The sequence below is a fragment of the Bacillus salipaludis genome (assembly GCF_004358205.1).
The window spans coordinates 1-14,638 of sequence record NZ_SMYO01000008.1; the positions used below are offsets into that span (position 1 = coordinate 1).

12 protein-coding genes are annotated in these 14,638 nt (G+C 40.7%); 6 read left to right on the forward strand and 6 right to left on the reverse strand.

The window, feature by feature from the left end:
• Positions 1–587: sodium:solute symporter family transporter (locus E2K98_RS17145; protein ID WP_407921215.1), on the forward strand; the 587-nt coding region annotated here is incomplete at its 5' end.
• Between the two features lie 74 nt (positions 588–661).
• Here the strand turns inward: E2K98_RS17145 and E2K98_RS17150 are convergent.
• The gene (locus E2K98_RS17150) at positions 662–2,851 is read right to left on the reverse strand and encodes a DNA topoisomerase III (RefSeq protein ID WP_133336219.1); all 2,190 of its coding nucleotides are present in this window, start codon (positions 2,849–2,851) and stop codon (positions 662–664) included.
• A gap of 157 nt (positions 2,852–3,008) precedes the next feature.
• Here E2K98_RS17150 and E2K98_RS17155 point away from each other — a divergent pair, with 157 nt between their 5' ends.
• Together E2K98_RS17155 and E2K98_RS17160 are read left to right on the forward strand one after the other, a co-directional pair.
• Positions 3,009–4,292, forward strand: a complete 1,284-nt coding sequence (locus tag E2K98_RS17155; protein WP_133336221.1) for an MDR family MFS transporter — start codon at positions 3,009–3,011, stop codon at positions 4,290–4,292.
• Between the two features lie 320 nt (positions 4,293–4,612).
• Complete coding sequence (locus tag E2K98_RS17160; protein WP_133336223.1) at positions 4,613–5,845, forward strand: aminopeptidase; 1,233 nt, start codon at positions 4,613–4,615, stop codon at positions 5,843–5,845.
• A 406-nt stretch (positions 5,846–6,251) separates the two neighbouring features.
• Here the strand turns inward: E2K98_RS17160 and E2K98_RS17165 are convergent, their stop codons facing one another.
• From E2K98_RS17165 to E2K98_RS17175, 3 genes are read right to left on the reverse strand one after another with little or no spacing between them, the layout of a single operon-like run.
• Positions 6,252–7,541 (reverse strand): hypothetical protein, encoded by a 1,290-nt coding sequence (locus E2K98_RS17165; RefSeq protein ID WP_133336225.1) that lies wholly within the window; start codon positions 7,539–7,541, stop codon positions 6,252–6,254.
• 14 nt (positions 7,542–7,555) lie between these two features.
• A complete protein-coding gene (locus E2K98_RS17170; RefSeq protein ID WP_235824840.1) occupies positions 7,556–7,942 on the reverse strand; it encodes a DUF6114 domain-containing protein in 387 nt (128 codons plus the stop codon).
• 15 nt (positions 7,943–7,957) lie between these two features.
• A complete protein-coding gene (locus E2K98_RS17175; protein WP_133336229.1) occupies positions 7,958–8,530 on the reverse strand; it encodes a DUF6230 family protein in 573 nt (190 codons plus the stop codon).
• 205 nt (positions 8,531–8,735) lie between these two features.
• Here E2K98_RS17175 and E2K98_RS17180 point away from each other — a divergent pair, with 205 nt between their 5' ends.
• The 3 genes from E2K98_RS17180 to E2K98_RS17190 all read left to right on the forward strand — a co-directional run bounded on the left by E2K98_RS17180 (position 8,736) and on the right by E2K98_RS17190 (position 11,418).
• Positions 8,736–10,238 (forward strand): response regulator transcription factor, encoded by a 1,503-nt coding sequence (locus E2K98_RS17180; protein ID WP_133336231.1) that lies wholly within the window; start codon positions 8,736–8,738, stop codon positions 10,236–10,238.
• A 100-nt stretch (positions 10,239–10,338) separates the two neighbouring features.
• On the forward strand, positions 10,339–10,734 hold the full coding sequence (gene mscL / locus E2K98_RS17185; RefSeq protein ID WP_133336233.1) for a large-conductance mechanosensitive channel protein MscL: 396 nt from the start codon (positions 10,339–10,341) through the stop codon (positions 10,732–10,734).
• Between the two features lie 75 nt (positions 10,735–10,809).
• Positions 10,810–11,418, forward strand: a complete 609-nt coding sequence (locus E2K98_RS17190) for a Bax inhibitor-1/YccA family protein (RefSeq protein WP_133336762.1) — start codon at positions 10,810–10,812, stop codon at positions 11,416–11,418.
• 37 nt (positions 11,419–11,455) lie between these two features.
• On the opposite strand, the gene E2K98_RS17195 is transcribed toward E2K98_RS17190, so the two are convergent.
• Together E2K98_RS17195 and E2K98_RS17200 are read right to left on the reverse strand one after the other, a co-directional pair.
• The gene (locus E2K98_RS17195; RefSeq protein ID WP_235824841.1) at positions 11,456–13,195 is read right to left on the reverse strand and encodes an aromatic amino acid hydroxylase; all 1,740 of its coding nucleotides are present in this window, start codon (positions 13,193–13,195) and stop codon (positions 11,456–11,458) included.
• A 77-nt stretch (positions 13,196–13,272) separates the two neighbouring features.
• Positions 13,273–14,595: an oligosaccharide flippase family protein gene (locus E2K98_RS17200; protein ID WP_133336235.1), complete on the reverse strand. Its 1,323-nt coding sequence runs from the start codon at positions 14,593–14,595 to the stop codon at positions 13,273–13,275.
• Positions 14,596–14,638 lie beyond the last annotated feature (43 nt).

A 14,638-nucleotide genomic window follows, 5' to 3' on the forward strand; every position in this document is an offset into this window, starting at 1 on the left:
CTGCACATAAACTGGATAATCCAGAAGCTGTATTTATTTCATTGAGCCAGATCTTCTTCCATCCATTATTTGCAGGATTTGCTTTAGCCGCAATTCTTGCCGCTGTTATGAGTACGATTTCTTCACAATTAATCGTTACCTCTAGTGCGCTAATTGAGGACTTATATAAGGTTGTTGTCCGTAAAGGCGCTAAGGATAAAGAACTTGTATTCTTAGGAAGAATGGCAGTGCTAATTGTCGCTGTTGTTGCTTCCGCTCTTGCCTTCAAGCAAAATAGTACAATTTTAAGCCTTGTTGCTTATGCCTGGGCAGGATTTGGAGCTTCTTTCGGTCCAATCATTCTTTTAAGTTTATTCTGGAAAAAAATGAACAACTGGGGTGCCCTCTTTGGAATGATCGTTGGTGCCGTTACCGTAATCATATGGAAAAATGTTGGCCTTGGGGACACCCTTTATGAAATCGTTCCAGGCTTCGTCCTTAACTTTATCGTTTCTGTTATCGTCAGCTTGGCTACTCATAAGAAAAACGATGAAATTGAAAAAGAATTTGATGAAAGTGTCCGTTTGTTGAAGCAAGAATCAGCGTAATTAACCCTTACTACTTAAAATTGATAAAGGGGGCTATTCATAATCTTTATGAATAGCCCCCTTTAGTATGATACTTAATCAAACTTCAACCCTTTTAATGCTTCTGCCAATGCATTATTCAACGGTTCGTCCTCTTTGTTTTGATTTTTTAGATACTTTTGTACTGTGCGTTTATCTACTTTACCGCCAGATTCCTTTTTGCGGCGTGCTTCGAAAGCAGATAATTTTTCACGGTATCCACATTTACATGCGAAAATTTGTCCCTCGCCTTCGCCGCGTAGCTCTAATTTTTTATGGCATTGCGGGCAGCGTGCATTGGTGACGCGCGAGACATTTTTACGATGTCCACATTCACGGTCTTGACATACGAGCATTTTGCCTTTTTTCCCGTTAACTTCCAGCATTGGTTTTCCACAGTCCGGACAATTTTTTGTAGAGATATTGTCATGCTTGTATTTTTTATTACTTGCTTTAATTTCAGCCACAATCTCTTTTGTGTAGTTTTTCATTTCGCCGATAAACACATCTTTTTTCAGCTTGCCATGGGCAATTTGATCAAGCTTTTGTTCCCACTCCGCAGTCAAGGTAGGAGACTTTAGCTCTTCAGGCACTAGATCCAACAATTGACGGCCTTTAGACGTAATATGAATGTCTTTGCCACGTTTTTCGATTAAGAATGAATTAAATAATTTATCAATAATGTCTGCACGCGTAGCAACCGTACCTAATCCACCTGTCGATTTTAATGTTTCTGCCAGTTGTTTATTTTTTGTTTCCATATACTTCGTAGGGTTTTCCATAGCCGAAAGTAATGTTGCTTCATTAAAACGTGCAGGCGGATTGGTTTGACCAGATGTTTGGGCGATTAGTTTTACGTTTAATGTGTCGCCTTTTTCGATGCGAGGTAATATCTGTTCCTTTAGGTCATCTGCTGCATCCTCATCTTCAAAGCGATTTTCGTATACTTCTTTCCAGCCAGTCGCTAAAATCGTTTTTCCCCTTGCAACGAAGTTCTCATCCCCGATTTTCGCACGAAGTGTTAATTGCTCATATTCGAATGCCGGGAATAAAACGGCCAAGAATCGTTTCACCACTAAGTCATAAATTTTCCGCTCTTTATCCGTGAAGGCAGAGAAGTTTACATAGCCTTCTGTTGGAATAATGGCATGGTGATCGGATACTTTGCTGTCATCAACAAATGCCTTCGAGGCTTTGATTGGCTTGCTTAAGATTTTATTGGTTAAAGGACGATATTCCCCTATTCCACATGCTCGCAAACGTTCTGGAAGAGTTCCTACAATATCCGAAGAAAGGTAACGCGAGTCTGTTCGGGGATACGTTAAGACTTTATGTTGCTCGTACAGTTTTTGCATAATGTTTAACGTTTCCTTAGCAGAGTAACCAAAGATTTTATTCGCGTCACGCTGTAATTCCGTTAAATCATAAAGACCCGGTGAAAATGACTTCTTTGGTTTCTTCTCAATTTCTTTTACAATCGCATTTTGTTTACCTAGTTTTCCCACAATCGCATCAATTTTCTCTTTATCAAAGCTGCGGCTGTTCCCCTTCACATCTTGCCACGTCAGCTTTAAATGATCTGCTGTTTGGGCTTCGATACCGTAATAGGTTTGCGCTTTAAAGGTTTTGATTTCGTCCTCACGTGCTGCAATCATCGCAACAGTAGGTGTTTGAACGCGGCCGCAGTTTAGTTGGGCATTGAATCTGGTGGTTAAAGCCCGGGTTGCATTAAGGCCGATATACCAATCCGCTTCTGAGCGCGCGACCGCTGAAGCATATAAATTGTCATACGACTTGCCAGGCTTCAAATTGGCGAAGCCGTCTTTAATCGCTTTATCGGTAACAGAAGAGATCCATAGCCGCTTAATCGGCTTATTGACTTTTACTTTATCAATAATCCAGCGTGCGACTAATTCTCCTTCTCTCCCCGCATCTGTAGCCACGATGATTTCTTTGACATCATTTCTAGTTAGTTGGCTTTTAACCGCATTAAACTGTTTGCCTGTTTGCTTAATGACAGTCAACTTCAAACGATCCGGCAGCATCGGCAGATCTTCTAAATTCCAAGTTTTATATTTCACATCGTAGCTTTCGGGGTCAGCAAGTGTGACTAAATGTCCGAGTGCCCACGTAACAATGTATTTATCTCCTTCAAGGTATCCGTTTCCTTTTTTATTACAATTCAGCACGCGAGCAATATCACGTGCGACAGAAGGTTTTTCAGCAATAACAACACTTTTTGCCATTTTTTAAACATCCTTTCGAATTTCAGGTAAGTTAACTATAGCATACGTTTCAAATGGATTCAGGTATTCCGAAGATTCCAATACATAAAGGTATTGAAACTAATTCCAATAGGATAGTATGATGTAATGGCTTACATGAAAGAAATGGAGATTTTTTATGAGAATTAGAGATTGGGACCGAAATTTAAAGGTCCGTTTATTTGCAGAAGCAATGATGAATATTACCTTTTGGATGTTCTTTCCGTTTTTGACAATTTACTTTGCAGATGAATTTGGTAAAAATAAAGCCGGGATTTTATTGGTATTTTCGCAAGTTTTCTCGGTTCTGGCCAATCTGATGGGAGGCTATTGTGCCGACCGCTTTGGCCGAAAACGAATGATGGTTCTTTCTGCAATTGGTCAAGGTCTTTCTTTTATCATATTTGGAGCTTCCAGCTCACCGTGGCTTGACTCGCCATGGATTGGCTTTATTTCCTTTGCGATTGCCGGAGTTTTTGGTGCTTTCTATTGGCCCGCAAGCCAGGCGATGGTAGCAGATGTCGTCGAAGAGAAAGATAGAGGGAATGTCTTTGCGATTTTTTATACTTCGATTAATATCGCCGTCGTTATTGGACCGATCTTAGGAGCAATTTTTTATGTAAATTACCGCTTTCAGCTTTTACTTGTTGCTGGTATTGTCTGTATTATGCTAGGGTTAATCCTGGCAAAATGGACCCGGGAAACTGCACCATTAAAGAAAACAACTTCTATTGATGTGGATGGGAAATGGTATTACTTTTTACAAAACCAGCTTCGCGACTATTCACTGATTATAAAAGATAAAACGTTTCTATTGTTTATTCTTGCAGGCGTACTAGCTGGGCAAACCTTTATGCAGTTGGATTTATTAATTCCCATTTATATGAAAGATGTTATCAAAAATCAAAGCCTGATTTCGTTCGGCAGCTGGTCCTTTTCTATTAAAGGGGAGCAGGCATTTGGGATTGTATTAGCGGAAAACGGGCTCCTTGTCGCATTATTGACCGTTTACGTTACGAATTGGATGAGCAAATACAAAGAACGTAATGTATTTATTCTTTCTTCTATTATGTATGCCATTGCGATTTTGCTCTTTAGCGGAACAGAGTGGATCTGGGGATTCATTTTTGCAATGGCGATTTTCACATTTGGTGAATTAATGGCCGCCGGACTTCAGCAAAGCTTTGTTTCCAAGCTTGCACCCGAACATATGAGGGGACAATATTTCGCTGCTGCCAGTTTACGGTTTACAATTAGCCGCACCATTGCCCCAATCTTTATCCCGATGACGGTGTGGATTGGGTATCACTGGACATTCTTCTTCCTATCGATTGTGGCTTTAATAAGCGCTGGTTTCTATTGGCTCATGTTTTATTTTTTTGAAAAACAAATAAAACAAAAACGTTCAAAAAACTTTCTATAAATTGTACTAAAATGTTCACATTCCCCTCTTTTACTATTATAATTAACTTGTAAAGGTTTTCTATTATTAAAGGCGGTGGAATGTATGGATGGATCACAATTTTTGTCTCCAACATCAATTTCAGGCATTATTACTTTTCTAGTTCTATTTTCCGCAGGGGTTTATTTTAATATAAAAGTATACGGTTCTAAACTGCAGTAGAGATGTAAAATCTTTACTGTTTTTTTATGCCTTTTGGTCAAAATGGCTGCTAGTTTCTTTTTCCAATTAAACAAGCTACAATATATATATGAAGATTTTGGTAAAGGAGAATACATAATATGAGTGAATTTCAGAAGAACCTTGAAAAATATGCTGAGCTTGCGGTTAAAGTGGGAGTTAATGTTCAAAAGGGCCAAACATTAGTGGTGAATGCTTCCTTAGATGCGGCTGAATTTGTTCGTCTTGTGGTAAAGAAAGCCTATGAAGTTGGGGCATTCAATGTTGTGGTCAATTGGGCTGATGACTTCGTTTCTCGTACAAAATATGATTTAGCACCTGATGAAGCCTTTCAAGAATATCCTGCCTGGCGTGCAAAAGAGACAGAAGAACTTGCCGAAAAGGGCGCAGCTTTTATGTCTGTTATTTCTTCTAGCCCAGACCTTTTAAAAGGAGTCAATCCTGAACGAATCTCCAATTTCCAAAAAGCGGCCGGTACCGCATTAGCCAAATACCGCCAGGCGATTCAATCCGATAAAGTAAGCTGGACCGTTGTTGCCGCGGCATCTCCTGCATGGGCTGCAAAAGTATTCCCAGATGTTCGAAGCGAACAGCAAGTTGAAAAACTATGGGAAGCAATTTTTAAAGCAACTCGCGCAGATGTTGAAAATCCTGTGGATGCCTGGAAAAAGCATGACGAAAATTTACATGAAAAGGTTCATTATTTAAATGAAAAGAAATATTTGAAACTACATTATAAAGCTCCTGGTACCGATTTAACGATTGAGCTTCCGAAAAACCATCTTTGGGTTGGGGCGGGAAGTATTAATGAAAACGGTCATGAGTTTATGGCAAACATGCCGACGGAGGAAGTTTTTACGGTTCCGCTTAAAACAGGTGTGAATGGTACAGTTGCAAGCACGAAACCGCTTAGCTACGGCGGCAATATTATTGATCGCTTTTCGATTACGTTTGAAAATGGAAAAATTGTTGGCGTAAAAGCAGAAGAAGGCGAAGAAATTCTGAAGCGTTTGGTTGAGACAGATGAAGGCTCGCATTATCTTGGCGAAGTAGCCCTTGTTCCATTTAACTCACCGATTTCACAGTCCAATATTTTGTTCTTTAATACCCTGTTTGATGAGAATGCCTCGAATCATTTAGCAATTGGCAGTGCGTATGCATTCTGTATTGAGGGCGGCAAGAAGATGTCTGCTGATGAATTAAAGGAAAATGGTCTGAACCAAAGTATTACCCACGTTGATTTCATGATCGGTTCGGCTGAAATGGATATTGACGGCATTACTGCTGATGGCAAATCAGAGCCAGTATTCCGCGGCGGAAACTGGGCGTTCTAATTGAATATTTGAATGATGAAAAAATGTCCTTCGATTTTTAGTGTTGAAGGACATTTTTTCTTTAGAGTCTCTCTCGGTTACCGCTACTGCTCTTTTTTTGCTTGCTCGGGCATCTAGAACCTCTCTTGGTTACCGATACTGTTCTTTTTTTGCTTGCTCGGGCATCTAGTGCCTCTTTCGGTTACCGATACTGCTCTTTTTTTACTTACCCGGGCATCTAGAACCTCTCTCGGTTACCTCAACAGCCTTTTTCTGCTCGCATGGGCATCTAGAGCCTCTCTCGGTTACCGCAACAACCCTTTTTTTGCTCGCACGGACATCTAGAACCTCTCTCGATTTCCGCTACTGCTCTTTTTTCCTTGCATGGGCATCTAAAGCCTCTCTAAGTTACCGCTCCTGTACTTTTCTACGGCCTAAACAGAATCACCCCGTCTTTCACCTTTGACACATTATCACGCATCTTTTCCAGCTGTTCCACAAGGTCATCAAGCTTTATTCTTCCCAACAAATCCAGCAACCCCAGCGATTTTAGCAGCCCATCATTCCATTTTTCAAGCCATTCCGTCTCGGTAGCATTATCAGAACAAACAGCCCCTAAAGCTACCTGCTTTTTGTGTGCTTCATCGATTAAATTCAAAGCAAGTTCTTTCGATATAACCCCTTTAGCATCATTAAGCCGTTCACATACTGATTGGACAGTCCCTTCTACCTTCTTCTTTGTATCCGTAACCACTGGTTCAACTGTCTTCACAACACGTTCCACTGGTTTAACTACTGGCTCCAACGGTTTTGTCACCGGCTCCAATGGCTTCGTCACCGAATCCACCACCTTCGTCACCGGCTCCAATGGCTTCGTCACCGAATCCACCACATCCGTCACTGGGTCCAACGGCTTCGTCACCGAATCCACCACCTTCGTTACCGGATCCAACGGCTTCGTTACCGAATCCACCACCTTTGTCACCGGCTCCAGCGGTTTCGTTACCGAATCCACCACCTTCGTCACCGGCTCCAGCGGTTTCGTCCCCACACCGACAACATCGTTTACCGGATCCGTTATTTTACCGTTCTTCCCCTGCTCAGCCGCTCCTTCCTCACATGTGAGCGGCAAATGTCCCTTTGAAATCCTTTCAATTTCCTGATCCAACTTCTGTTCAGAAAGCTTCCCCAATCCTTGAAGGATTCCTAATTTACCTGGCTGAGGGCCACCTACCTGCCCCGAAATCGTATTCAGAACAAGCTGCTTTATACTGCTATCCTCATTATTCATATAGTGTGCGACCATTACCACATTTTCCATCGCTAATTTCGGAACCATTTCCGATGCTTTAATACATACACCTTGAAAAGAAATCGCTGTCGTATCAACCGTCATTCCTTTCACCGTTACCGGACCATCGGCCTTTAACGTGATGCTGACGGGACCTTTGGGACTATTCACTTGTTTTACTAAACTCATCCCATAAATGGTGGCTGAATCATAGTGGAACCTAAGCATTATTTTTCCATCATTCGTGGAGGTTTCTTGTTTTACAATGGAAGCGGTCATGCCTGTTCCAATCACCCGGTCGGCTTTAATGATAAAACCATCCGCCTCATTCGTTTCAGCTTTAACTTTTCCACTAATGGAGAATATGGTTAAAAACATGATATGGAGACATACACTGCACAAGAAAAGCCTGCTTTTCCACCACATATTTTGATTCTCCTTTAGAGTGTTTGTGCCGCTTTTTCCGTATTGCTTGGCGGTGTAACCTTCACCTTTGCAGGACCGAGCCTCCAAGCCATTAGTAAGGCCCCGCCGATAATGCCAAGAAGTGTCCCGAAGAGAAAACCGCCCAAGGCACCTATCACAGATAAAATTGATAAAAAGATTGTAAAGATTCCCAGAACCTTGGAGGCATTTGGAAAAAATAAAGCACAGATTCCTATCAATGTAATCGCCCCGCCGAACAGCAGACCAATCGTCGCAATTGATCCAGGCAGGAAGGTGCTTAAATAAAGATTTAACGGGATCCATAAGATTAATAAGCCGCTAATAATGGTAATGATGGCACCCCATAAGGGTCTTTTCTTCCGCCACTGTTTAAATCCCACCCTGTTCATCCTTTCCTACTTTTTGATTCTTTCCACTGTTAATCTCATTCCGTTCATATTAATTGTTTTTTGAAATAGGTAATGGGTTTTTAATTTTGCATGTTCAAGAGTAATAGTTGAAGAGGTTTGTTTAAATTGTTTTTGCCAATCATCACTATGATGTTCTTTAAGAGCAAGATTAGTGAATTTCGCGTCCGCTTGAATCAGACTTGCATCATGCTGCAGCCCGGTAATTTGAACTGGTTTTGATGCCGTTATTTTCACGCGGATCCATTGCCCGCCAACCTTGAAATCCTTGTATAACTGAAGATTATCAATAACAAGATTATCCATAATATTGGTTCCTTGGGGGGCAGAATCTTCACTGCTCGTTTCTCCCAATTTTGGATAAAACGTATAGCCATTTCCTACAAGTTTATCAAACTCAACATAAAAGTCTCCAACTCCCGCAATGGGTACGGCATAGGCCACCCCAGATAAACCAAAAGAAACTAGCAGCAGCCCCAAAATTAAAACCCCAGAAGCTAACGCTGACCAGAAAACTTTTTTACTCGTTGCCCCTTCTACAAGCTGAATCGAACTTTCCATTCACACGCCTCCCTATTTTTTTAATTTTTAGAAATTATACCATTTCCTTAACATTACTTCGAAAACCCTGCAACTACAATCACGGAAAATATCGTGATTATCTGACACCCCCGTCAAATGTCGGGTGAAGGTTAGTACTACGGACATATTGGAAACCCCAAAAACGAACTGTATAATAAGAGAGACCGTGCGGGGGTGTAAAATAATGGAACAAAAAGTGGAGCAGTTGCTACTTAAAGGTCTTAACATCCTATTTGAATATAAAGAACCATTTTTAAAAGAATGGAAAAAGCTTGTTTCGTCAGCGAAATTCCAGCATACCACACTTGCATCAGAATTTGACTCCATGATTCAACTTGCCATTCAGCAAGTATCCAAACAAGAAACTTCAACTGTTGACACCTTAATTCTCTCACTCCTTGATGAATGGCAGAATCGTTTTTCTTCCATCCATGATGAATATGAATCTATCTTTCTGCTTTCTTCCATAGAAAATATGTTTCATAAACTGTTAGTAAAAAATCCAATGGCAACTGAGCATGAACATCAGGCAATCCAAGCATTTTTTTCAAGAATACTTGATCATGCTTTATTAACCCATGACCTGCAGGACCGGACAGAGAAATGGTTAAAAATGATTTTAGCCACAAAGGTAATTCCGATTAAGTGGATTGCCCTTGCTAGAAAAGAAGCCCAAGATTTTCAGATTTCCAGGGTCGTTTGTTCCTCCAAATTTTCTGTCGAGGCTCACTTGCTTGAAATTTGCTTAAATCTAAAATCGAAGGAAATCAATCACCTGTCGAATGCCCTTTCTAGATTAATCGATTCAAATTCACCAGAGGCTACCATCCTGCAAATTAGCTGTTTTAATGAAACCCTACTCCTTTGTCTTCAAGAAAAAGATTTTCCGGTGACCCACCAGCAAACGGAGTTTATTAAAGGGATGTATCTCCGTCAATTAAAGCTTCACCATCTTGAAAGCAAGCTTGAATGGAAGGACGCTTCCCTGCTGTTTTTACAGAGTTTGCTTAAGTCGAGGAGTGTCGATCGTGCTGTTCAGGCGATTACAAAAGGATTAACTGATTTTATGCCCTTTAAGCGCTGCGCCCTTTTTTTGTATAATCACTATGAAGATAAAGGGATTGGGGTTTGCGGTTATAATGTAAATAATTCCTCCCTTCAGCAAATTAGGGAGACTATTTTTAAGCTGCCATTAATAAAAAAATATCTAAATTCATTAAATTATTCACAGCCTCTTTATTTTTCGAATGCGCTGGAAGTTCTGCCAAAGAGATATGTCCGCGAGTTTCGTTTAAAATCCTTTGTGGTATTGCCCATCCTTACAGCAACAGAAGGAAATTTACTTGGAATTGCCATTTTAGACCAGGGAGAGGATTCACAATTTGAGGTTTCAACCCCAACCTTAACCACGTTAATAAAGTTTGGACAATATGCGGGCGAATTACTCCATTCAATATGGGATGAAACCCTGCAGCAGTATGGCAGCAGCAATAGCGTGTTAACAACACGTGAAAAAGAAGTCTTAAAGCTGATTGCTGAGGGTGCTTCCATTAATGAAGCAGCACAAGAGCTCCATCTCAGCAGCTATACGGTTCGTGATTATGTTTCCGTAATTATTCAAAAGCTTGCGGCAAAGAATCGAACAGATGCCGCTGTAAAGGCAATTAAAATGAAGCTAATTTCATAAATAAAGAGCAGTTCATAGAGGGACTGCTCTTCTTTTGTTGGTTGATAAGGTACCAATGAAAATTGTAAAATGAGAACGAATAGATTATGGAGGTTTTTATATGTGGAATGAATTTAAACAATTTGCAATGAAAGGGAACGTCATTGACCTAGCAGTCGGTGTAATTATTGGCGGGGCCTTTGGAAAAATTGTTACTTCCCTCGTTAATGATGTTATTATGCCCTTAATCAGCTTGCTGATTGGCGGGGTTGGGTTCGATTTTACAAAACTTAAAGTTGGTACTCTTAAATACGGCTTATTTCTTCAATCCGTGCTCGACTTCTTTATTATCGCTTTTTGCATCTTCCTTTTTGTCAAATTCATTAATCGCTTTAAAAAGAAAGAGGAACCTGTAAAGGAAGTGGTAAAAGTGGACCGCTCCGAAGAACTTTTAGCGGAAATCCGTGACATTTTAAAAGAAGATAAAGATTTTTTAAGAAAAAATGAAACATCTTGACCACTTCCTCGTATTAATTAATAAGAAACTATTTTGAGGTGAAGAAATTTGTACACACAAACATCTACTGAATTTATGCCATCTGTTTTAAGGACGTTTGCACTTTCGCTTGCTTTCGCCTTTATTGGCACAATGGCAGGTGTATTTGTACCAACTAGTTTATTTTTACCTTTGTCAATCCTTGAATTGGTCATGCTTTTCGCCGCTTTCTTCTTTAGAAGAAAAAAAGCGATTTCCTATTCGTTCCTTTACATTTTTACATTTATTTCCGGGATTACCCTATACCCAATTGTCGCTCACTATATGGCAACAACCGGGGCAAATACCGTTATCATGGCCTTTGCTACCACAACGGTAGTGTTCACGGGGATTGCGATTTATGCATCAAAATCAAAACGGAATTTCTCCTTTTTAGGCGGATTTCTGTTAGCTGCCCTGCTTGCTCTTGTGGCGATTTCAATCTTTAACATCTTCTGGCCGCTTAGCACAACAGGAATGCTAGCTTACTCCTTTATCGGGGTCATGGTCTTCAGCGGTTATGTACTCTTTGATTTTAGCAGGATGAAGCATTACGGGGTAAGTGCGGAAGATGTTCCATTGATGGCATTAAGCTTATACTTGGATTTCATTAACCTATTCATCAGCATTCTGAGGATTTTTGGGATTCTTCAAAGTAAAGACTAACGATTAAAGGAGCTTGGATTACCCAAGCTCCTTTTGCTTATGATTCATTGATCAGCATTAACCCTCGTTCAATCATTTGGCTGATGGATTTTTCCCAGTCGGTATTTTTTAAGGATTCTACAACATGCGTAACAGTGGTTTCGGCTGTATTGTATTTTTTTAATAATTCCAGTATTTCTAACCGGAGAAGCCAATCATTTGGATATTGATGATCTATTAGTGTTAAGATTTCATTTATTTGTAAAAGGCTCTCTTGATTCCATTGATCCTGCTCTCGAATCTTGCGGACTTCCGCGTATAAATGCTCTAATTCTGTTAGGCTTCTCATTTCAACCAATCCCTCTACCTCTTTTTCATTCTGCAAATCAAAATAGGCATTTGGGTCGGCAGCACCGGCATATACCGATGTAATTTTTCCCCCGACCGGCATATCAAAAATGCCCCATCCTTTGTCAAATAGGACTTGTTCCTGATAGGTAACCATACAATCCTTGAAAGATATTACGATCGGGTGACCACTAGACCACAAGATTTCTTTAACTGTCCCCTCTACTTTTACCCCGCTTTCAAAGTTTAAACAAGCTTTCCCCCTTTCTACGATTTCGAGTTCTTCTAATTGCTGACTCGTGCAATTTTCAAGCAATCGGTTTCCTTCTAACACTCCAATCGGAGCACCAAATCCTTTATAATGGGTTTCCTTGCCATGACTTGGTAATTGCTGATTATTTATAGATAAGGCAGTCGGTCCTTTTGTTCGGATATACACCGCTTCCCCATTTCTATCCTTAATGATGGTCGATAAAGTCCCGGTCACCTGTAGACCGGATGAATATACTATCGTTGCAGTATAATCAGATTGAAGCGCTTTTTCAAGACTTTCTGTTCCACCCTTTCGAAATGCCATTGTGGCAGCAAACTTTTCAATTTCCTCTACTAACCCTTCAAAATTTCTGCAGACAAATAATTGCGGCTGCGGCTTTGTAACGTCATAAGAGGTTTTGATACATTCTTCAACAGAGAAAGGGATTTTCCTTACGTCATCCGCTAAACAGCTTTGACTTTCTCCAACAGAAGATAGTAAACCTGCACCATATATTTTAGGATTATTCAATTCGCCAACTAAGCCATATTCTACCGTCCACCAAAACAAGCGCGAGATATAGTCGGCCTCCGCCAAGCTTTTTACCTTTTTCCTCGCCTCAGCAACCATAACCTCTGCTAGTTTAACCTGTTCCGGGGTTGACACTGGGTCCTCTGCGACAATGGTTAACTGTCGAACAGCTCGAAAAACGTCTAGCTTTTCCTTACTTGAAAGGGCAAAGGATCCCATCATGCCGATCTTTTTTACATATTCACGATAGGTCTGATCTAACAGAATCGGGGCGTGTCCTGCCGCTTCATGCAGCATATCCGGAGCAGGAGTATAGGCGATATTCTGCAGTTTCCGAACCTCGGTTGCAATCGGTAATATCCCATTCGCTAAAAAACTGTAGAAGGCAGAGCCTGGGATTAACCCGTCAATCGAAACAGCACCCCACCCAACGCAGGCAAGGCTCGCATCCATTTCCTCTACCTTTGGAATCGATTCAGTTTTGATTCCCGATTGCGCCAGCCCATTTACATAGGCAGGGTGTGCGATTTTTTTCAAGAAAAAATGATTTTGCTTCATGACGAAACGCCATACCGCATGATCTATCGGGGTATAGCTTTTGTAATGTTGCTGCGAAATATAGGGTTTTAAATGGGCAGGGACATTCATTGTCTTTTTTCTATTCATCTGAGACCGACCTCCTTGGTATCATATTTATTTGATTCCAATAAAAATAGACCCAAGGAACGGGTCAAAATAAGCAATTATCGCTGAACTGCTCCCTTTAAAAAAACGGATATTCCAATTTTTTTGCAGATGGTTAGATAATGCATAAGCGCGAGGAGGACAGCACCTGTATTCATCCCGATGATGACCCCTTCCATTCTCCATTCCGGATAGGAGCCGAGCCAGACGATAATGGTAAATGATACAATAACAGACCAAATGATATGGAAAAAGGTATCTTTAATCATATCAAGTCCAATCAGAAAGGCCTGAAATGGCATGATAAAAAAGTGGAATAAAAAATACGGCCAGAGCAATTGTAGAAATACAGCAGGCGTCGATGATTTAAAGAACAAAGAAGTCAGTTGTGGTGCAAAAAAGTAAAAGACTCCTACCGCCGCAACTCCATAAATAAAGGTCATGAACATAACCTGCTGGAGCATTTTTTGCAGGCTCGAATAATCTCCAGCAGCATGGGTTTTCGATACCCCTGGAATTAGGACAATCATTAAGGAATGGGCAATAAAAGCAGGGAAAAAACCAATCGACATTGCCACCCCCATCAGCATCCCAAAATGCTCTGTAGCGACTGTGGCGGACAAACCGGACCGAACTAGTGCCGCCTTAATCAGAAAAGGCTGGATAGCTCCCGTTACGGCAGAAAACAATCGCATCCCCGTTGTTGGAATCGACACCGCCATTAAGTTTTTCCGGACTAATTTCCGATTTAAATTGGAAAAAGGTACCCGTTTTACGTGTTGGAACTGAACGATAAACATATAGAATAAATAAAGGAAGACGACCACCTCACTGCCAATCAAGGCCGTAATGGCAATCAACAAGGCACTTTCTGTTTTATATTGAAACAGTCGAAATAAAACAAATAGGGCTGCAAGCTGGAAAACCTTTCGCAGAAAGTTGGCGACAGCAATTTTTCCCATATGATGCATCCCCATAAAATATCCCCTTGCCACAGAGGTAAATGAAATAACCGGGATTAGTATGAGAACCAGCCATCTTACATAGGGATGATACCCATTAAAGATTGGGATAAACTGCATAATGCTAGTGGCTAAGAGTAGCAAAATACTTGTAAAAATGATGGTAATGGTGAGAGCGTGGTAAAGGATATTGCGATGGTACCTGTCCTCTTTTTCAGCAATAAATTTGGAAATGGACACCTGCAATTCGAAACTTGAGAGCAACACAATTAAAAAAATAGTCGGCAAAATCGACATATAAAGCCCTAACCCGTGACTTCCAAGTTCCCGGGCCAAAATCATATTAACAAAAAATTCAATGCCTTCACCTAGAAAAGCGGATGCCGCTAGAAAGAAGATTCCCTTGTAGTAAATAGCCATTTTTTCATTTCCCCTTCAATAGATCTCACTTCTATAAACCTAT